A 19695-nucleotide genomic window follows, 5' to 3' on the forward strand; every position below is an offset into this window, starting at 1 on the left:
CCTAATTCTCTAAGAGATTTTTATTTGGCCACCTAGCGTGGCCGTTTCTTTTAGCGTCCTGCATGAATGTGTAGATAGTCTTCAAAGCTTTCCGTTTCGCTCTGTTCCATCTTAGCTTGTTTTTCAATAGATGCGAGTCTTGCTTGCTCAAATTGCTCTTCAGTAATCACTTCATAAGGCTCGTTAGTTAACTGCTCAAAATATTTTTCAGCAAGTTCTAGTCCATAGCCGCCTATGCCTTTTTCTAACATCTCATCCATTACAAGAGCAGAATATGTCAGGGTTGGGTCTTCAAACATAGCAACAAATTGATGGCAAACGTCTTTGTATTTCGCATCACAGCATGTATCTAGTACTTCTGCAACACGGATCAAATCATTAAATAATTGCTGCCCCACGTCCACCAATGGTTTCATTTCACTACCACAACCAAAGCCAATAACTTGCCCTGGTTTACGACCTTCAAGGATCACACGGTTCCAGTTTTGGCGGCAACAATCTAATTCTTGCGCATTCATTTCTGGCGCGTCTGCAAGGACACACCAAATTAAGAATAGATCAACAAAGCGTGCTTGTGTTTCATTAACCCCAATCGCACTAAATGGATTAATATCCAATGAACGCACTTCAATATATTCAATACCACCTCGCAATAATGCATCTGAGGGCGACTCAGTCCCTTTAGGTACACGCTTAGGCCTTATTGGTGCATAGAGTTCGTTTTCAATTTGCAATACATTTGTGTTGAGTTGAACGTACTTGCCATCCTTCTTAACACCCAGTTTATCAAACTCAGCAGAAGGCTTATGAATTGCTTTCTTTAAGCTTTCAACGTATTCGCTTAATTTATTGAATGTAATATTTAAATCACTTTGTGATTTATTCGTATAGCCAAGATCACTCATGCGTAAGGAGGTTGCATAAGGCAAATAATAAGTGCCACATTCAGTTTTATCGAATGTTAAGGCGGTATCCCTATCTTTTAAGAAAGAACCACAAATTGCTGGAGATGCACCGAATAGATATGGGATCACCCAACCGAAACGGTAATAGTTTCTGATCAAACGTAAATAACCATCAGAAATTTTTTCTTTACCACTTTCACTTTCAGGATCATCCACCCCCGCCCACGCTTGCCAAAATTCAGTTGGCAAAGAGAAGTTATAATGCACCCCTGCTATCGTTTGCATTAATGCGCCATAACGATTTTTCAACCCTTCTCGGTACAGCGTTTTAAAGCGCCCGACGTTGGAAGAACCATATTGAGCAAGAGTGATTTTATCTTCACTTTCAATAAAACATGGCATACTGAGTGGCCACATTCTTTCATCTTGAAGATGGCGCGCAGTATAGCGATGTAAATCCCTGAGAAAAGCCAAGTTATGGCTAATACTTTTATCTACAGGAGTAATAAATTCGAGTAAGGACTCCGCAAAATCTGTCGTGATCCATTTATGTGTTAAAGCTTTTCCCAGCTCTTCAGGATGCAATGTTTCTGCAATAGAGCCTGTAGAAGTCACACGCAATGTTTCGCGTTCAATACCACGTTGAATACCATTTAGTGCTTCTGGGTGCGCCTCTAACCATGAGAGCGCTTTAGATACGTCCGGGATCAAATCGACCTCCCGCCTGTGATGTTAATGTATTTTATTAAGGCAATACTTTAGCTTAAATCACAGAAATTGTCGCTGTCTAGATGTGTGGTTTATAGAGGAATATGTAGGCAGAATGCCATTTATTTGGCTTTTCAGACAAAAAAAACTCCTCAAATTGAGGAGTTCTTCTAATGATGGTGCATCCGGGAGGATTCGAACCTCCGACCGCTCGGTTCGTAGCCGAGTACTCTATCCAGCTGAGCTACGGATGCATACTTAATGCAAGACGTGCTTCTCTCTCAAACTTCTTTATCAGCATCTATGAAGTAATTTCTTAGTTACTGCATTGCCTTGGTATTAAACCAAAACAAACCCCATCAGATTTTCTCATAGGGTTGAAAATGGTGCATCCGGGAGGATTCGAACCTCCGACCGCTCGGTTCGTAGCCGAGTACTCTATCCAGCTGAGCTACGGATGCGTAATCTAAAATGGCGGTGAGGGAGGGATTCGAACCCTCGATGCAGCTTTTGACCGCATACTCCCTTAGCAGGGGAGCGCCTTCAGCCTCTCGGCCACCTCACCATATTTTAGTTACACACGATTTGTTTTTTCAAACATCTCGTTGCTGTGTGGCGCACATATTACTTTCCTAGACTTAGAAGTCAAACAATTTTTCCAAACTTTTTGCATTCCGTAGTCTGTTTGCACATTTCACAAGCAAGATGATTAGTTTAACATCGAAAAAGATATTTTTCAGCCTCTATCCTACTAACTTCATAAATAAAGTTATGATAAAAAAATTACTATGCTGATGAGTAAAAAGCAAAACCAATTATCTATTTGATGAAATTATGCTCAACACAAAGTCATAAACTAAGTATAACAATACGATTTTCTAACAAAAAAATTTTATTACGTGTAAATTATTACGTGTAAAAAAGTGCTGTTAGCATTGAAAATGAGAGAAAAAAGTAGGTAAGACAAGCGTCCATTCTTGCTGTGTGGTCAATTATTGGACGCTTATTCATTATTATTAATTATCTGGTTGAGTCTTTTCAGCCTGGATCCGTTGATAAATTTCTTCACGGTGAACAGAAACTTCTTTTGGGGCATTAACACCAATACGAACTTGGTTGCCTTTGACACCCAATACAGTAACTGTTACCTCATCGCCTATCATGAGTGTTTCACCAACTCGACGAGTCAGAATAAGCATTCTTTGCTCCTTGAAATATTAAAAGAGTCGGGTCTCTAGGTATCCCCCGCTATTGTCCATCACACACCGTGAAAACGTAAAGCAATGACATTTACCTAAAGCATTGATGCCATCAATTCAAGCATTCTAATTATTTACAAGCAAAATATAGCACTACAAGTGATACATTAACAATGCCGCAACAGATTAAAGTTGCCTCATGTTTTGATGAGACAACTTTATAGGCGCTTAAAGCCGTGATTCTACCCACGTTTCAACACTCGCCATTGCAGCAGGTAATGCATTAACGTCAGTCCCCCCCGCTTGCGCCATGTCTGGACGACCGCCACCTTTACCGCCAACTTGTCCTGCGACATAAGAAATCAAGTCACCAGCCTTAACTTTAGCAGTTAAATCATTAGTTACGCCAACGATCATACTGACTTTATCACCACTTGTTGTTGAAAGCACTATAATCGCTGATTTCAACTGATTCTTGAGATCATCAACCATTGTTCTCAATAGCTTAGGATCAGTATCACCTAATTGAGTTACTAATAATTTAATACCTTTCACATCTTTCGCTTTACTGCTTAGTGAAGCACTTTCTTGAGATGCTTGTTGATCTTTTAGTTGCACAATCTCTTTTTCAAGCTGGCGAGATTTATCGAGTGCTGCTTTTACTTTCTCTACTAAGCTATTAATATCACCTTTTAGTAGGTGAGCGATTGCCGAAAGTTGCTCTGACTGATTATGAACGCTTTCAATTGCCATCGCACCCGTCGTCGCCTCAATACGACGAACCCCCGCAGCAGTACCTGATTCACTGAGAATACGGAACAAACCAATATCTCCTGTGCGACTAGCATGTGTACCACCACATAGTTCAATAGAGAAGTCGCCCATACTCAGAACACGTACGCGTTCTTCATATTTTTCACCGAATAATGCCATAGCACCTTTCGCTTTAGCTCCCTCTAAATCCATCAGCTCAGTTTCAATTTCTGAATTTTGGCGGATTTGCGCGTTGACGATATCCTCAACTTGGCGTAATTGTTCGCTGGTCATCGCCTCAAAATGAGAGAAGTCAAAACGCAGGTATTTATCGTTAACCAATGAACCTTTCTGAGATACATGGTCACCTAATACCTGACGTAACGCAGCGTGCAGTAAATGCGTTGCTGAGTGGTTTAATCGAATAGCGTTACGTCTTGCAGCATTCACTAAAGCTGAAATACGGTGATTAACAACCAGTGTTCCTGATTCTACTTTACCAATATGGCCAATTGCTTGACCATATTTTTGAGTGTCTGTCACCTTAAAGCTGGTACTATCATTGTTTAAGTAGCCAGTATCTCCGACTTGACCGCCAGATTCAGCATAGAATGCTGTTTTATCTAGAATTACTAAGCCTTCTTCACCTGCATTTAAGCTATCAACAGGTTGACCATCTTTATACAATGCAATGATAGTTGCTTGCTGCTCATCGTATTCATAACCAGAAAACTCACTACGCTTATCAACTTTGATTAAAGAGTTGTAGTCAGCACCAAAGCCACTTGATTCCCTAGCTCGACGGCGCTGGTCTTCCATTGCACGCTCAAAACCTTGTTCATCAACTTTAATGTTACGTTCGCGACACACATCCGCCGTTAAATCAATTGGGAAACCATAAGTGTCATACAGGCGGAATGCCGCTTCACCATCAAGCGTGTCGCCTTGTAGGGAAGACAATTCTTCATCTAATAGCTGTAACCCACGTTCTAAGGTACGTGCGAATTGTTCTTCTTCAGTTCTTAGAACTTTTTCCACCATAGTTTGCTGGCGAGCTAATTCATCCGCAGCTGAACCCATGACGTTAATTAATGGCGCAACAAGTTTATAGAAGAAAGTGTCCTTTGCTCCTAACATGTAGCCATGACGGACAGCACGACGAATGATGCGGCGTAGTACATAACCACGGCCTTCATTCGACGGGATCACACCGTCGCTAACAAGGAATGCGCAAGAGCGAATATGATCAGCAATTACACGCAGTGATTTATTTTCTAAATCAGTTGCGCCTGTTGCTTTAGCTGCGGCTGCAATTAATTCACGGAAAATATCAATCTCATAATTTGAATTGACGTGTTGAAGTACAGCAGAAATACGCTCTAAGCCCATTCCTGTATCAACTGAGGGTTTTGGTAATGGCTCCATCGTACCGTCTGATTGACGGTTAAATTGCATGAAAACAAGGTTCCAAATTTCAATATAACGGTCACCGTCTTCTTCTGGACTTCCTGGAGGGCCACCCCAAATATGATCACCATGATCATAGAAAATTTCAGTACATGGACCACAAGGTCCTGTGTCACCCATCTGCCAGAAGTTGTCAGATGCATATGGTGCACCCTTGTTATCACCTATGCGGATGATACGTTCAGCTGGAATACCTATCTCTTTATTCCAAATATCATAAGCTTCATCATCCGTTGCATAAACAGTTACCCAAAGCCTTTCTTTTGGTAGATTAAACCATTCTTCGCTGGTTAATAATTCCCATGCAAAGCGAATAGCATCGTGTTTAAAGTAGTCGCCAAAACTAAAGTTACCTAACATCTCAAAAAATGTATGGTGGCGAGCAGTATAGCCCACGTTCTCTAAGTCGTTATGTTTACCACCCGCACGAACACAACGTTGTGCAGTTGTCGCTCGGGAATATGCTCTCTTATCCAGACCAAGAAATACATCTTTGAACTGGTTCATCCCTGCGTTTGTGAACAATAGTGTAGGGTCATTATTTGGCACTAGCGAGCTGCTGGTGACCACTTGATGACCTTTTGTATGAAAAAAGTCGAGAAACGCTTGACGGATCTCAGCGGTGCTTTTACTCATATTTATCCCGATATCAAGCTGGAAACAGAATTACGAATTGTTGAGATGGAATGTAACATCACCTCTAATCAACTCTCCGATTAAAAAGTGACTGATAAGATAAAGTCTCTTTATGCAGAAGTAAAATATAGATACATCCATTCGCGGCTTTCATTGTAAAGCGTCTAGATATTTTCTGAAAGTATGTTTATACCTCGCAATAAGGTATTTTTCCACAGAAATACTGTTCGTTAAACTATTAATATGATAGGCCATAATAAAAAAGACGCATCTCTAAAAGAGATGCGCCGATAATTCATTTATTAATCAAAAACCTAAGGAAAAATTAAAATTCTTCTGGTGTATCTTCTTCATCAGAATCACTGATGAAGTCTGTCGCTGCGCTGCTAAATTCACCCGTGTGATTTAATAACATTTCACGCAATTTGGTATCAATTTCTTGCGCGACTTCAGGATGCTCTTTTAAATAATTTGTTGAGTTCGCTTTACCTTGGCCAATTTTATCACCATTATAGCTATACCAAGCACCTGCTTTTTCAATCAACTTATGTTTAACACCCAAGTCAATTAACTCACCAAAGGTGTTAATGCCTTCACCATAAAGAATTTGGAACTCTGCTTGTTTAAATGGTGCTGCAACTTTATTTTTAACAACTTTAACGCGGGTTTCACTACCTACGATTTCTTCACCATTTTTCACTGCACCGATACGACGAATATCTAAACGAACGGATGCATAGAATTTCAGTGCGTTACCACCTGTTGTCGTTTCTGGGTTACCGAACATAACACCAATTTTCATACGAATTTGGTTAATAAAGATCAGTAAGGTGTTAGACGTTTTTAAGTTACCGGCTAATTTACGCATTGCTTGGCTCATCATACGAGCCGCAAGCCCCATGTGTGAATCACCGATTTCGCCTTCAATTTCAGCTTTGGGTGTTAATGCAGCCACGGAGTCAACAATGATCACGTCAACTGCACCAGAGCGAGTTAATGCATCACAGATTTCAAGAGCTTGCTCACCGGTGTCAGGCTGTGAACACAGTAAATTATCAATATCTACACCTAATTTTTTAGCATAAATAGGGTCTAGCGCATGTTCAGCATCAATAAATGCACAGGTTTTACCACTACGCTGTGCTGCTGCTATGACTTGTAAAGTCAAAGTTGTTTTACCCGAAGCCTCAGGACCGTAGATTTCAACAATACGACCTAATGGCAGGCCACCAGCGCCTAATGCAACGTCAAGGGATAAAGAACCTGTTGAAATGGTTTCAACATCCATAGAGCGGTCTTCACCAAGACGCATAATGGAGCCTTTACCAAATTGTTTTTCAATTTGACCTAATGCCGCTGCAAGTGCTTTTTGTTTGTTTTCATCAATAGCCATCTTTACTCCCTAAGTGCAATGGCTTAACCACTGCGAATAAAACGATTGAATTTGATTTGTTGGAACTAAGTATACTGTATAATCATACAGTATCAAGGAAATTTTTTATTTAACAGTTTTAAAAGAGTCTCAAGAGCATAACCTGTTGATTGTAAGCGAACTTTATTTCTATCCCCTTGAAATACACGATGTTCTGCGACCACAGAAATAGCTTCGTTGGTTTGTTTTTGGGCAAAACCAAACCAAACAGTGCCAACGGGTTTTTCTGCACTACCGCCTCCAGGACCTGCAATGCCACTGACTGAAACAGCAAAATCAGCTTTAGCCTCTTGTAATGCACCAGAGGCCATTTCGATAACCACTTGCTGGCTCACTGCGCCAAATTTTTGTAAAGATTCATGTTTAACACCGATCATTTGGTGCTTAGCTTCATTACTGTATGTGACAAACCCACGTTGGAAATAGTCTGAGCTCCCCGCAATATCAGTTAATACTTTCGCAATCCAGCCGCCAGTGCAAGACTCAGCAGCAGTCACTGTTTTACCTTGCTCTTTTAGTTTCTGACCAATTTGAATGCTCAATATTTCGAGCTGTTTCTCATCTATCATAATGCTATCCACCTTTACTGCATTTTTTTACGAGCGCGATCCCAAATCCATAAGCCTGCGATTGCTATTGCAAACACAGCACCAAAACCAATCCCTGCATTCACCACAGATAAACCAGTTTTAATTGCCAATGAATACAAACCTAACATGATTAACATCGCACTGTTTTCACCTAGGTTTTGTACCGCAATCGCATTCCCTGCTCCAACGGTTTCTTTACCCTTTTCTTGAAGTAATGCATTAAGCGGAACGACGAATAACCCACCAAAAATCCCAAGGATAATCAAAATAAAATAAGATGGAATGATATTGGTTTGCAGAGAAAGTAATACCACCATCGCGCCAATAATCACCCCAGCAGGAATACAGCGATAAACCGTTTTTAAGGTAATAAACTTAGCGGCTAAACCTGCACCAGCAACAATCCCAACTGCAACCATAGCATTTAAAATTGTCGGTGTTGTATTGTCTTGAAGGCCTAAAGCGACAGGCACCCATGCCACTAGTAAAAACCGTAAAGTGACACCTGCCCCCCAAAATAAGCTCGTTCCCACAAGGGAGAAACGACTTTCTTGGTTCGCCCACAAAATACGACAAGCTTGAAAAAAATCGCTAATCAACAACTTAAGGTTCCAGCCTTTTCCGGGCCTTGCGGCCATAAGGTGAGGAATAAAAAAGTTAGCAATAACAGCCAGTGCATATAACGCAGCGCACGTTCCTAGTGCGAGTATCAAATGGATATCAGAAAGCATACCACCAACCACTGAGCCTACTAGGATTGCCGCAATAGTTGATGCTTCCATGACACCATTTGCTTTAACCAAGTTTTCTCCACCGGTCAATTCGCCCAAAATACCATATTTAGCTGGGGAGTATGAAGCTGCACCAATACCCACTAAGCCATAACAAAGAAAAGGATTGAGACCAAAGCAGATCCCTAATGCCCCTAGGAGTTTAAAAATATTGGAAAATAACATCACTCGACCTTTTGAAAACCGGTCTGCTATTTGCCCAACAAATGGCGCCAATACGATATACGTGAAGACAAAAACCATCTGTAAAATTGGATGACTCCACTCAGGGTAAAACTCCGCTTTAAGTTGTGCCAATATCGCGAATAATAAGGCATTATCAGCAAATGCAGATAGGAATTGGGAAGCCAAAACCGCTTTCATTCCTCGGCTCATTAACGGCGTATTTGTCGTGCTAGCTTGCATGTTACTCATCCTTTAATGCCATTTGCTTTAATGTCACAAAATCCGTTTTGCCGCTACCTAACACAGGCAATTCTTTTACCCAACGAATATCCCGAGGTACCGCAAGCTCTGTTAAGCCTTTGCTTTTTGCTGCACCTGATATTGCACTGCGGTCAAGGTCTTTATCTGTGGTGAATAAAACCAATGCTTCGCCTTTGCTGCTATCAGGTTTGGTGACTACACCATGATTAGCACTTGGTGAGATAGCCGCAACCATTTGCTCGATACTTTCTAAGGAGACCATTTCCCCTGCGAGTTTAGCAAAACGCTTAACTCGCCCTTTGATCGTACAGAAGTTTTTGCTATCTAATTCAACAATATCGCCGGTGTCATACCAGCCTTCTTCTATTTCACCTTGTGCATTTTCAGCCCTAGGCGCCTCCAAAACACCGGGGGCTTCAACACGTAAATACCCTTTCATGATATTAGGCCCTTTAAGCTGTAATTTGCCACCCTGTTCAATACCTGAGATAGGAATAATTCGCGCTTCCATTTCAGGAAGAATTTGCCCGACAGAATCCTCTTTTGCAGCCATCGGTACGTTAATTGACACAATAGGAGCACATTCGGTTACCCCATACCCCTCAAGGATGCGAATACCAAATTTCTCAAACCAGATTTTTTTCGTTTTGTCTGATAATTTTTCTGCACCAGCAACCACGTAGCGTAGGCGAGCAAAATCATACTGATGTGCAAATCGAGCGTAGTTACCTAAGAATGTTGAGGTACCAAAAAGTACGGTACAGTTTTTGTCATACACCAATTCAGGAATAATTCGATAGTGTAATGGACTTGGATATAAGAAAACGCGACTGCCTGAAAACAATGGAATAAACAAACCAACCGTTAAGCCAAATGCATGGAAGAGTGGCAACGATGACATAAACCGGTCACGCGGCGTAAAATCAGCGATGGTTTTTATTTGTTCAACATTAGCCATTAAGCTCCCATGAATGTGTACAACTCCTTTTGGTGTTCCTTCTGAACCTGAAGTAAACAGCACGATGGCTTCGTCCGTCACTTTACGTGGTATAACGGCCTTAATTGGGTTGAATAAATGCTTAACAATCCAAAGCTTATCTTGCCATGTTACCGTATCTTTCAAGTCTTCTAAATAAATCCAATCTGCCTCAGGAACCTGTTCAGGAATATGGGTTAAATGACCTTTTTCTAAGAACTGGCGAGAGGTAAAAACCACTTTCGCTGCTGATGCTTTTAAAGCATTGCTAATACCATGACTACCCGCAGTGTAATTGAGCATAGCGGGAACTCGGCCTCTCATTAAAGCACCAAAAATGGCTGCGGCGGTAACCGTTGCATTCGGTAGCAATAAGCCAACACGTTCATTCTCACGGGTATAACGCTCAATGATACGGCCTACACCTAGCGTTTTTTTCAATAGCGTTTGGTAGCTATCCTCTTGGAATGAAATATCTTCAATACATGGAGTACGGCGGCCAAAACGTTGAATACTTTGGATAAACTCTTCTACTAGTGTGACTTGAGGCAAACAAGACATACGAGCAGATTTCATAATTTGATAAAGGTGCTCACCTGCTAATGCTCGACGCTCGACCGATTTTGGCGCTTCAGGCATAGGAATACTTTGTGCGGGCAGAATATGTAGGGTAATTTTCGGAAACCACTTGAGTGGAAAAATGCCTTTCAAACGTCCAAAATGGCTACGTTCAGCCCCTTCAATGCGAATAGGGACAACCTTAGCGCCTGATTTTGCCGCTACGAATGCCGCACCTTCATAAATTTTCATTAATGAGCCATGAACACTAATGCGGCCTTCAGGGAAAATAACAATAGGGCGCCCTTTTTCGACTTCTTTAACTAAGTGTCTTATCCCAAGAGGATTTGCAGGGTCTAATGGAACAATGTCAGCGTAAGGTTTTAATCGCTTTACCATTTTTGGAGTAGCAAAGGTCGAGTAAACCGCAAATACAGGTTTCACTGGTAAGAAAAGTGCAATCAAAACACCATCAAGAAAAGAAACATGATTAGGTGTAATCAAGCATTTATCTTGTTCGAATTCTTTCTCATCACCGATAACTTGCACACGAAATAAGAATTTCAGCAGTGATTTAATGATTTTTACCAACATAATGATCCCTATATTATGATTATATTTTTATCTATTTATTATTATACCGTAGTAATGCCTATATTACTGAGCCTCCCTTCTTGCTCCAGCGGTATATTCTGAAAACAACCATTCATTAAAATTGCTTATACATAACCAGTTTATGATAAATCCTTTAACTGCATGACGATATCGTTAATCGGTTGTGCTGCATCAATAATGTGATGTGCGGTTGCACGATAGATAGGCTCTCTTTGCTGCATCACTTCATCTATTTCTTCTAGTAATGACTTGCCTGTCAGGCTAGGGCGCTGATCAGCTTGCGGTTCTGCCGCAAGGCGTTCAGCTAAGGTTTTAGAGCTTGCATTTAAATAAATTACAGTGCCATTATCACGCATGATTTTTTGATTTTTAGGCGCTAAAATAATTCCTCCACCTGTTGAAACCACGACATTATCTTGTTTAATTGACTGCAAAACCTCTGTCTCTAGTTGACGAAAATAGTCCCAACCGTGTTGCTCAACGATCTCTGCGATACTTTTTCCAGCCTTTTCAAATATCAGCTTATCTGTATCAACAAATTGGTAACCTTTGTATTCTGCAAATTTTTTACCAATTGTCGTTTTACCTGAACCTCTTGGACCAATAATGTAAAACATCAATTTTCATCTCACTGTTTTGAATATTCAGCCTTATTGCGCTTATTGCAGCTATATATCTGCTAATAACAAATTAACTAAATAAGGCTAATAATAAAAAAGAAAGCCACACATGTGTGGCTATTTCGTTAATCTTATTGCTTATGCACGGCTTAAAAAATCCCCATAGCCAATCCACTTGTAGGTGGTTAGCGCATCAAGCCCCATCGGGCCTCGTGAATGTAATTTTTGCGTACTTACCGCAACCTCTGCACCTAAACCAAACTGGCCGCCATCAGTGAACCGAGTACTCGCATTTACATATACCGCTGCTGAGTCCACACATTGCACAAAGTAATCAGCTTGACGAAGGGACTGCGTCAAAATAGCATCTGAGTGGGCGGTGCCATAATGGCGAATATGGTCAATTGCAGCATCAATATCGGCGACAATTTCCACGTTTAAATCTAAAGATAGCCACTCATCAACCAAATTTTCTGGTTTTACATCAACCACTGTCGCAGGACCTTGCTTTAACAATGCCATAGCTTGCTCACTCGCATGCAATGTCACTTGCTGTTTCGCCATTTCTTCACTCAGTAAAGGGAGGAAATCTGCGGCAATGTTTTTATGAACTAATAATGTTTCTAATGAGTTACAGGCACTTGGACGCTGTACTTTAGCATTAGTAATCACGTTAAGTGCTTTAGCAAAATCAACAGACTCATCAACAAATGTATGGCACACACCAATACCGCCTGTAATCACAGGGATGGTTGATTGCTCACGACATAATTTGTGTAAGCCTGCGCCTCCACGTGGGATCAGCATATCAACATAACGGTCTAATTTTAGTAATTGAGCAACTAATTCACGGTCAGGGTTATTAATCGCCTGCACGGCATCAGCAGGTAATCCACTATTTTTTAGTGCTTTTTGGATAACACTAACTACAGCAAGATTGGTATTATGTGTTTCCTTTCCACCACGTAAGATGACTGCATTACCAGTTTTTAGACATAAAGATGCGACATCCACGGTCACATTTGGCCGAGCTTCATAAATTACACCCACCACGCCAAGAGGCACGCGACGACGCTGTAAATTCAATCCGCTATCCAACTGGCTACCGTCAATCACTTGGCCAACAGGATCAGCTAATTGGCAAACTTTTCTGACGTCATCAGCAATACTTTTCAGGCGTTCAGGCGTTAATAGTAAGCGGTCTTGTAAGGCTTCTGTCATACCGCTAGCTTTCGCCTGTTCCATATCTTTTTGATTGGCAGATAAGATCACAGCGCTTTCTTTTTCTAATAAATCAGCAATCTGCAATAATGCCGTATTTTTTTGTTTGGTGCTTAGTTGGGCTAATTGCCAAGAAGCAACTCTTGCTGCTTTACCCATTTTTTCTAACATAATTAACTCACTATCATATCATCACGATGAACAGCGACTGAACCGTGTTCATAGCCAAGTATTCTGCCAATGTCTTGCGAGTGATGGCCTGCAATCATTCTAAGTGCGTCACTATTATAATGGCTAACACCATGAGCAAGATCTTTCCCCGCCATGTTACGAATGCGGATCACTGCCCCCCGAGAAAAATCGCCCTCAATCTTCTTGATACCTTTAGGCAACAAGGAACTGCCTTTTTCTAAAATAGCCAGTTGCGCACCATCATCAATATATACATCTCCTGCCGCTGGCGCACCAAAAATCCAGCGCTTACGGTTTTCCATTGGATTTTTCTGCCCATAAAAACGAGTACCAACAGGAATATTTTCAATGACTGCATTAATGACATCAGGTTTGTTACCCGCAGCAATGACGACATCAATCCCTGCCCGACCAGCAACATCAGCAGCTTGTAATTTAGTTGCCATTCCCCCTGTTCCTAATCCACTCACGCTACCACCCGCCATTTCACGTAGTTCATCGTTAATACCGTAAACTTCTGGGATCAATTTTGCATGTGGATTACTACGGGGGTCTGCATCATATAACCCTTCAATATCCGTCAGAAGCAATAGCTTATCTGCATCGCCAAGAATAGCAGCTAATGCCGATAAGTTATCGTTATCACCGACTTTAATTTCCGCAGTTGCGACTGCATCATTTTCATTAATAACAGGAATAATTCCATTATCTAGTAAGGCTTGTAAGGTATCACGGGCATTTAAAAAACGTTCGCGGTCTTCTAAATCTGCACGAGTTAATAACATTTGGCCGATATGAATACCATAAATAGAAAATAACCTTTCCCATAATTGAATAAGGCGACTTTGGCCGACGGCCGCAAGCAGTTGCTTAGATGCAATGGTAGCCGGTAACTCGGGGTAATTTAAGTGTTCACGACCTGCCGCAATTGCCCCTGAAGTCACGATAATAATGCGGTGTCCTTTTTCATATTGCTGCGCACACTGCCTAACCAGCTCTACAATATGAGCTTGATTCAAGCGGCGTGAGCCCCCTGTAAGTACACTGGTACCTAACTTAACAACCAGCGTCTGGCTATTTTTCATCATTTTTCTGCCATAGGATTAAGAAAATAAAAAGTAGGTACCATTTTTATCAGGAGAAGCGCGTTATGCCAACAGGCATAACGCAAAATTCAACAAAAGTTGGTTTAAAACAAATTTATGCGCTTAATTCCAGTTTTAATTCTGTCATTAGTGGCGAGGGGAAGAGGCTTAACTCAAGCTCAGATAATTGTTTTACGAGGAGTTGGTGGAATAAAAACAGATTCTGTTCAACGGCGTCAGTGGTTATCGTATCTTTGAGATTTTTAACTTGCCAGCTACCGTGAGTGTTGTATAAGCCAAAGTGATAAGTGAACTCAAAGCCCTCATCTGTTGCGACTAACTTCAACCACCATCCCCAGAACTCACGCTTTTCTGGGGCAATATTCGCATTCACACAAACCACAAGGCTATCAAAAATATAACAGCCATTTAAACATTGTTTTTCACGCAAATAAGGGCCCATTGCAGCAAATTTTTTTAAATACTTGCCATTTGAATAATCGGTCGGTAAAGCCATATTAAGGATCTCCTTCTTGGGAAGTTCCCTTTTTAGCAAATAGAAAAAAATAAGCAAGTTATTAAATATAATTAAAGTATTTTGACTTTTAGCCAATTAGTAATTTCACCTAATGCCTTTTCAAAATTGGCAAAAACAGGCTGATTTGGTAGCATTAAGGTATCTGAATCCATAGATGAACGTCGAATTAAGTCAGATTCTGCTTTGGGACTAAAAATATCATCCTTCAAACTAACAGATAGCATAGGAACCTTATTCCTACGCCCAAGAAGACCTTGATTTTTAAGTGAATAACAACTTAACTCATGGCGTAAAGCGCTACCATCTACTTGGTAGATCCCCAAGCGACTGGCGAACACATCTGAAACCATCCGAGGAATCTCTTGCTGATATTTTTCTTCGTGCAATAAACTATGCACAATTGGCCCTATGACAGCGACTGCTTTAATTTTATCAGGGCACATATAAGCAAGTCTTAAGGCTATGTTAGCACCAAAGCGCATACCAACAATGCCAAAACGGGTGTGATCAATCCACGCAATATCATCAATTTGACGGACAATCTGCTCATGCAGAGCCGTCGTTTCTTGAGTTAGCTTAAATTTGATGGAATAACCGATAGAGGGCATATCCAACGTTAGCATTGCTATGCCAAGTGGCTCGAGGTAGTCACGAAAGTAGCGGCAGAAGTCTATTTGTAAGCTATCTAGCATACCGCAGATCATTACCGTCGGGTAAGGGCCTTGCCCTTTAGATGGAATATGTAAAAAGCCACAAACTTCTTTGTTTCCATCGACTTTGAATGCAATTTTTTTTAAGCGGTATTCAGAAAATTTTGCTGCATTATCATAAGCTTTACAAGCTAACAATATAGCTTGATCTGCTAACTCATCCCCTTTGATAAAAGGGTATGCCGCAATGCTATATAAATTTGCTGCTCGTAACCATGCATTCCCTGCTTCAGGGCCTTTTTCAAACTCCAAAGCTTTTTGTTGCCACTGCATAGCTTGTTGTGACCATTCAAAGCACCAGTTGCCGCGTCTATTACCAATCACGGTATCAAGAAGGTGGTCATTACTGCGCGGGGCATCAGAAACAGCGATGCGACTTAATACATCCCCAATTTCTAATGCATCAATTCCACGCCAAATCCACATCAAACGATTGATCATGCGATACCAGCCTGCATGATGAGAACCACTTAATACACTGTAATCATTTAGTTGAGGTAGCGTTTGTGATGAATAAGATACAAGTGTCGATGTTTCAACTTGCCTGACTCTAGGTTTGAAGAGTTTTTCGGAAAGATTTTGCTGAGTCATCCCTATTTCCTTGTCTGTCAGAGCTGAATTTTGCCAAAAAATAAAGGGAATGCAAAAATGCACTCCCCAAATTATATCGCGTTTGACCCAGAAATCTTAGGTATTAATGTGTTCTAGCAATTAATGAAATCTGTAGCCTTTTGTAATTGCTATATATTACCCAAAAAAATGAGTGTAGCTTCGATTTATTTATCTTGTTCACACAAAGGTTTAACAAAGACAACACCCATGTCCCATGGTTGTTCAATCCATGTATTTTGTGGAATATCAACAACATAATCATCCACTAGAGGGCGGCCAGCAGGTTTTGCAAAAATGGTTACAAAGTGTGCTTTTGGGTACATGTCTCGAATCGCTTGCGCTGTACCGCCAGTATCAACCAGATCATCAATAATGATATAGCCTTCACCATCACCTTCTGCGCGTTTAATGACTTTTAATTCGCGTTGGTTATCATGATCATAGCTAGAGATACATACGGTATCAACGTTACGAATACCCAGTTCACGAGAAAGAAGAGCTGCTGGAACAAGGCCACCACGGCTAACCGCGATGATACCAGTCCATTGCTCTACTGGTAATAAACGTTGTGCGAGTTTACGGGCATGTATTTGCAACATATCCCACGTTACGACATATTTTTCGCTCATAAAATTCGGGTCCCGACTGCTGAGTAAATCTGAAAAGTGTCTTGCGGAAAAAAGGTTGCGCGAGATTATAGTGATTTGGCGCGCTAAAAACCAGTAAAAAGCATCATTCGCCATCAATTATTATCATTTGCACTGTCCATTATTCAAAAGAAAGTGTTATCCTGAGTTTATCAGCAATGCATTATTTAATTCTGCATATCAAGCTAGTATCCAACATAACTCAATTAAAAGCCTCCGAGATAATTTGAGTTGAAAGGCTAACAAAAGCTAACAATCGTAGAACTCAAAATATGACGGGAACAAGGAGAAAAACGTGTCAGAACTCGCTACATTATCCCCCCAACCTCTATGGGACATCTTCGCTAAAATCTGTTCTATCCCACACCCTTCATATCATGAAGAAGCCTTAGCTGCATATATTATTGATTGGTCAAAGCAAAAAGGCTTTCACGTTGAACGTGATGAGGTGGGCAATATTCTGATCCGTAAACCTGCGACAAAAGGCTATGAAAATCGAAAGGCCGTTGTGTTGCAAGCCCACTTAGACATGGTGCCACAGAAAAATAATGATACTGAACATGATTTCAAAACCGACCCTATTCGCCCATATGTTAATGGTGAGTGGGTAACTGCACACGGAACGACACTTGGTGCAGATAATGGGATTGGTTTGGCCTCCGCGCTTGCTGTTCTTGCTGATGACAATGTGGAACATGGCCCAATGGAAGTATTACTGACCATGACCGAAGAAGCTGGCATGGAAGGTGCGTTCGGCCTGAAAGCGGGCTGGTTACAAGCAGACATTCTGATCAATACAGACTCGGAAGAAGAAGGTGAAATTTACATGGGTTGTGCAGGTGGTGTTGATTTCACAACCACTTTTGACCTGACTCGTGAAGTGTTACCACAAGGTTACAAAACCTTCACAATGACCTTAAAAGGCCTTAAAGGAGGTCACTCAGGTGGTGATATTCATTTAGGCTTAGGTAATGCTAACAAGCTGCTCGCTCGTTTCCTTGCAGGTCATGCTGAAGACTTAGGCCTAAAACTGTTAGACTTTAGAGGCGGCACGGTTCGTAATGCAATCCCCCGTGAAGCTTATGCTGTAATTTCTGTTCCTACAGACAAAGTTGATGAATTAGCCGCGCTAAGAACACGTTATGAAGACATTTTGAAGAATGAATTAGCCGTTGTTGAACCTAACCTTGTGTTACTGCTAGACGAAACTCAAAGTGAGCTAAAAGCACTGTCTGATGACTGCCAAAAACGTTTTGTCTTTTTCTTGAATGCAGCACCTAACGGTGTGATCCGGATGAGTGACGTCGCCATTGGTGTTGTTGAAACGTCACTCAATGAAGGTGTTGTGCGCCTAACCGAAGACAAAGCAGAAATTATCTTCCTTGTACGCTCATTGATTGACAGTGGAAAAAATTATGTTGTTAACATGCTGACTTCTATTAGTAAATTAGCACAAGCACAGTACCGTGCTGAAGGCAGCTATCCGGGCTGGCAACCCGATGCTGATTCGCCTGTTATGCACTTAGTTAGCGAAACTTATAACAAATTGTTTGGTAAGATCCCTAATGTGATGGTGATCCACGCAGGCTTGGAGTGTGGTTTATTTAAAAAACCTTATCCAGACATGGATATGGTTTCTATTGGACCGACCATTCGTGGAGCACACTCCCCAGATGAAAGAGTCCATATCGCCAGCGTTGGTGAATACTGGAAACTATTAACCGCAGTTTTAAAAGCAATCCCTGTTAAAGGTTAATCAACCACCCCAATAAAAACACCTGTCACCCGATAGGTGTTTTTTTATAGCTCAAGCAATAACTGACGTTCTAATTGCGGACTTTGCAGCATCACATGTAATCCGACTAACCGTACACCTCGATCTAAGCGACGATTTTCCCAAACCTGTTGCGCTAGTTGCACTAAATCTTGTTTATTTAATATAGGATAAACATGTTCTTGTGTCGTTTGCTGGAAGTCATCAAACTTAAATTTCACACCTTGGCGAGCAATTCGTAGGTCAGGCTTCACTTTGGCTAGCCGTAGTTGCAGTTCATCATATAATTTATCCAACAATGGCAGGCAATCATTCCAATCATGAATATCTTCGGCAAGAGTACGTTCAACACCCACTGATTTTCTGAGTCTATCAGGGTTGACTGGGCGATCATCTATCCCATGACAGCGCTCCCATAGCACCTGACCAAATTTTCCCATGCTTTTAATCAGAGTCACCACATCATACCTTTGTACATCAGCACAGCTAGATAGCCCCATATCTGCCAATTTTTGTGCGGTCACTTTACCCACTCCAGGAATTTTTTTGAGGGGTAAATTCAAGATAAATTGATCCATGCTCTGTGGTGTTATCACAAACTGGCCATTAGGTTTATTCAGATCAGATGCAATTTTGGCTAAAAATTTTATCGGGGCAACCCCAGCAGATGCAGTCAGTTGTAATTCATCAAAAATTTGTTGTCGGATAGCTTCTGCAATTAATGTTGCAGAGCCATGATGTTGCGTACAATCGGTAACATCAAGGTAAGCTTCATCTAGAGATAGAGGTTCGATTAAATCAGTATAGCGCGCAAAAATTTTACGAATATGAATGGATGTTTCTTTATATAAAGCCATACGTCCAGAGACAACTTTAAGCTGTGGACAAAGCCGGAGAGCTATTGCCGTGGACATGGCACTGTGCACACCAAAACGACGTGCTTCATAGTTTGCGGTGCTAATAACACCACGACGATCAGCGCTACCGCCAACAGCGATAGGGATATTACGTAAGCTTGGATCGTCACGCATTTCGATAGCAGCATAAAAGCAGTCCATGTCAATATGAATAATCTTACGCACGTATTAGCCCTAACAATCAATCAACTGTTTAAATATGGGACTTCCCTTGTTATGGTGGCTGATAATATCATAATGCATATTTTATGATCAGGGATTACTATCATGGACGAAAAGTCTCTTTACGCCCGAATACTCAATTTATCCCCTCCTTGGAGTGT

At 41.2% G+C, this 19695-nt stretch carries 15 protein-coding genes and 3 tRNA genes; 1 reads left to right on the plus strand and 17 read right to left on the minus strand.

The genetic code is table 11. The annotated features are described in order from the left end of the window. Positions 1-50: 50 nt before the first annotated feature. The 16 genes from gshA to gpt all read right to left on the minus strand — a co-directional run bounded on the left by gshA (position 51) and on the right by gpt (position 16663). A complete protein-coding gene (gshA, locus tag ACLPIE_RS20685; protein WP_430263586.1) occupies positions 51-1616 on the minus strand; it encodes a glutamate--cysteine ligase in 1566 nt (521 codons plus the stop codon). Positions 1617-1790: 174 nt separating this feature from the next. After that, positions 1791-1867 (minus strand) — tRNA-Arg (locus ACLPIE_RS20690). Between the two features lie 130 nt (positions 1868-1997). Then, positions 1998-2074: transfer RNA gene (locus ACLPIE_RS20695), tRNA-Arg, on the minus strand. 11 nt (positions 2075-2085) lie between these two features. Then, positions 2086-2178 (minus strand) — tRNA-Ser (locus ACLPIE_RS20700). 451 nt (positions 2179-2629) lie between these two features. Beyond that, on the minus strand, positions 2630-2812 hold the full coding sequence (gene csrA, locus ACLPIE_RS20705; RefSeq protein ID WP_430263587.1) for a carbon storage regulator CsrA: 183 nt from the start codon (positions 2810-2812) through the stop codon (positions 2630-2632). Positions 2813-3040: 228 nt separating this feature from the next. Then, positions 3041-5668: an alanine--tRNA ligase gene (alaS, locus tag ACLPIE_RS20710; protein ID WP_430263588.1), complete on the minus strand. Its 2628-nt coding sequence runs from the start codon at positions 5666-5668 to the stop codon at positions 3041-3043. Between the two features lie 325 nt (positions 5669-5993). Further along, positions 5994-7061, minus strand: a complete 1068-nt coding sequence (gene recA / locus ACLPIE_RS20715; RefSeq protein ID WP_430263589.1) for a recombinase RecA — start codon at positions 7059-7061, stop codon at positions 5994-5996. Between the two features lie 92 nt (positions 7062-7153). Further along, on the minus strand, positions 7154-7669 hold the full coding sequence (gene pncC / locus ACLPIE_RS20720; RefSeq protein ID WP_430263590.1) for a nicotinamide-nucleotide amidase: 516 nt from the start codon (positions 7667-7669) through the stop codon (positions 7154-7156). Between the two features lie 14 nt (positions 7670-7683). After that, a complete protein-coding gene (gene lplT, locus ACLPIE_RS20725; RefSeq protein ID WP_430263591.1) occupies positions 7684-8886 on the minus strand; it encodes a lysophospholipid transporter LplT in 1203 nt (400 codons plus the stop codon). A 1-nt stretch (position 8887) separates the two neighbouring features. Further along, on the minus strand, positions 8888-11035 hold the full coding sequence (aas, locus tag ACLPIE_RS20730; RefSeq protein ID WP_430263592.1) for a bifunctional acyl-ACP--phospholipid O-acyltransferase/long-chain-fatty-acid--ACP ligase: 2148 nt from the start codon (positions 11033-11035) through the stop codon (positions 8888-8890). Between the two features lie 140 nt (positions 11036-11175). Next, positions 11176-11673 (minus strand): shikimate kinase AroL, encoded by a 498-nt coding sequence (gene aroL, locus ACLPIE_RS20735; protein ID WP_430263593.1) that lies wholly within the window; start codon positions 11671-11673, stop codon positions 11176-11178. Between the two features lie 141 nt (positions 11674-11814). Continuing rightward, a complete protein-coding gene (gene proA, locus ACLPIE_RS20740) occupies positions 11815-13068 on the minus strand; it encodes a glutamate-5-semialdehyde dehydrogenase (RefSeq protein ID WP_430263594.1) in 1254 nt (417 codons plus the stop codon). A 2-nt stretch (positions 13069-13070) separates the two neighbouring features. Further along, entirely contained in the window at positions 13071-14174 is a 1104-nt protein-coding gene (gene proB / locus ACLPIE_RS20745) for a glutamate 5-kinase (protein WP_430263600.1), read from the minus strand. Between the two features lie 115 nt (positions 14175-14289). After that, complete coding sequence (gene crl / locus ACLPIE_RS20750; RefSeq protein WP_430263595.1) at positions 14290-14691, minus strand: sigma factor-binding protein Crl; 402 nt, start codon at positions 14689-14691, stop codon at positions 14290-14292. A gap of 71 nt (positions 14692-14762) precedes the next feature. Continuing rightward, complete coding sequence (gene frsA / locus ACLPIE_RS20755) at positions 14763-16013, minus strand: esterase FrsA (RefSeq protein WP_430263596.1); 1251 nt, start codon at positions 16011-16013, stop codon at positions 14763-14765. Between the two features lie 185 nt (positions 16014-16198). Beyond that, a complete protein-coding gene (gene gpt, locus ACLPIE_RS20760) occupies positions 16199-16663 on the minus strand; it encodes a xanthine phosphoribosyltransferase (protein ID WP_430263597.1) in 465 nt (154 codons plus the stop codon). Between the two features lie 313 nt (positions 16664-16976). Here gpt and pepD point away from each other — a divergent pair, with 313 nt between their 5' ends. Continuing rightward, entirely contained in the window at positions 16977-18437 is a 1461-nt protein-coding gene (gene pepD, locus ACLPIE_RS20765) for a beta-Ala-His dipeptidase (protein WP_430263598.1), read from the plus strand. A 44-nt stretch (positions 18438-18481) separates the two neighbouring features. On the opposite strand, the gene dinB is transcribed toward pepD, so the two are convergent. Further along, positions 18482-19537: a DNA polymerase IV gene (dinB, locus tag ACLPIE_RS20770; protein WP_430263599.1), complete on the minus strand. Its 1056-nt coding sequence runs from the start codon at positions 19535-19537 to the stop codon at positions 18482-18484. Positions 19538-19695: the final 158 nt, after the last annotated feature.

Origin of the sequence: Providencia sp. Me31A (assembly GCF_050487165.1) — a bacterium.
In the GTDB taxonomy this organism is placed as follows: Bacteria; Pseudomonadota; Gammaproteobacteria; order Enterobacterales; family Enterobacteriaceae; genus Providencia.

What these genes read in the sequence shown, in the direction of transcription:
- csrA (WP_430263587.1), bottom strand. Translation starts at nt 2,812, where the DNA reads ATGCTTATTCTGACTCGTCGAGTTGGTGAAACACTCATGATAGGCGAT.
- alaS (WP_430263588.1), bottom strand. Translation starts at nt 5,668, where the DNA reads ATGAGTAAAAGCACCGCTGAGATCCGTCAAGCGTTTCTCGACTTTTTT.
- recA (WP_430263589.1), bottom strand. Translation starts at nt 7,061, where the DNA reads ATGGCTATTGATGAAAACAAACAAAAAGCACTTGCAGCGGCATTAGGT.
- pncC (WP_430263590.1), bottom strand. Translation starts at nt 7,669, where the DNA reads ATGATAGATGAGAAACAGCTCGAAATATTGAGCATTCAAATTGGTCAG.
- lplT (WP_430263591.1), bottom strand. Translation starts at nt 8,886, where the DNA reads ATGCAAGCTAGCACGACAAATACGCCGTTAATGAGCCGAGGAATGAAA.
- aas (WP_430263592.1), bottom strand. Translation starts at nt 11,035, where the DNA reads ATGTTGGTAAAAATCATTAAATCACTGCTGAAATTCTTATTTCGTGTG.
- aroL (WP_430263593.1), bottom strand. Translation starts at nt 11,673, where the DNA reads ATGTTTTACATTATTGGTCCAAGAGGTTCAGGTAAAACGACAATTGGT.
- proA (WP_430263594.1), bottom strand. Translation starts at nt 13,068, where the DNA reads ATGTTAGAAAAAATGGGTAAAGCAGCAAGAGTTGCTTCTTGGCAATTA.
- proB (WP_430263600.1), bottom strand. Translation starts at nt 14,174, where the DNA reads ATGAAAAATAGCCAGACGCTGGTTGTTAAGTTAGGTACCAGTGTACTT.
- crl (WP_430263595.1), bottom strand. Translation starts at nt 14,691, where the DNA reads ATGGCTTTACCGACCGATTATTCAAATGGCAAGTATTTAAAAAAATTT.
- frsA (WP_430263596.1), bottom strand. Translation starts at nt 16,013, where the DNA reads ATGACTCAGCAAAATCTTTCCGAAAAACTCTTCAAACCTAGAGTCAGG.
- gpt (WP_430263597.1), bottom strand. Translation starts at nt 16,663, where the DNA reads ATGAGCGAAAAATATGTCGTAACGTGGGATATGTTGCAAATACATGCC.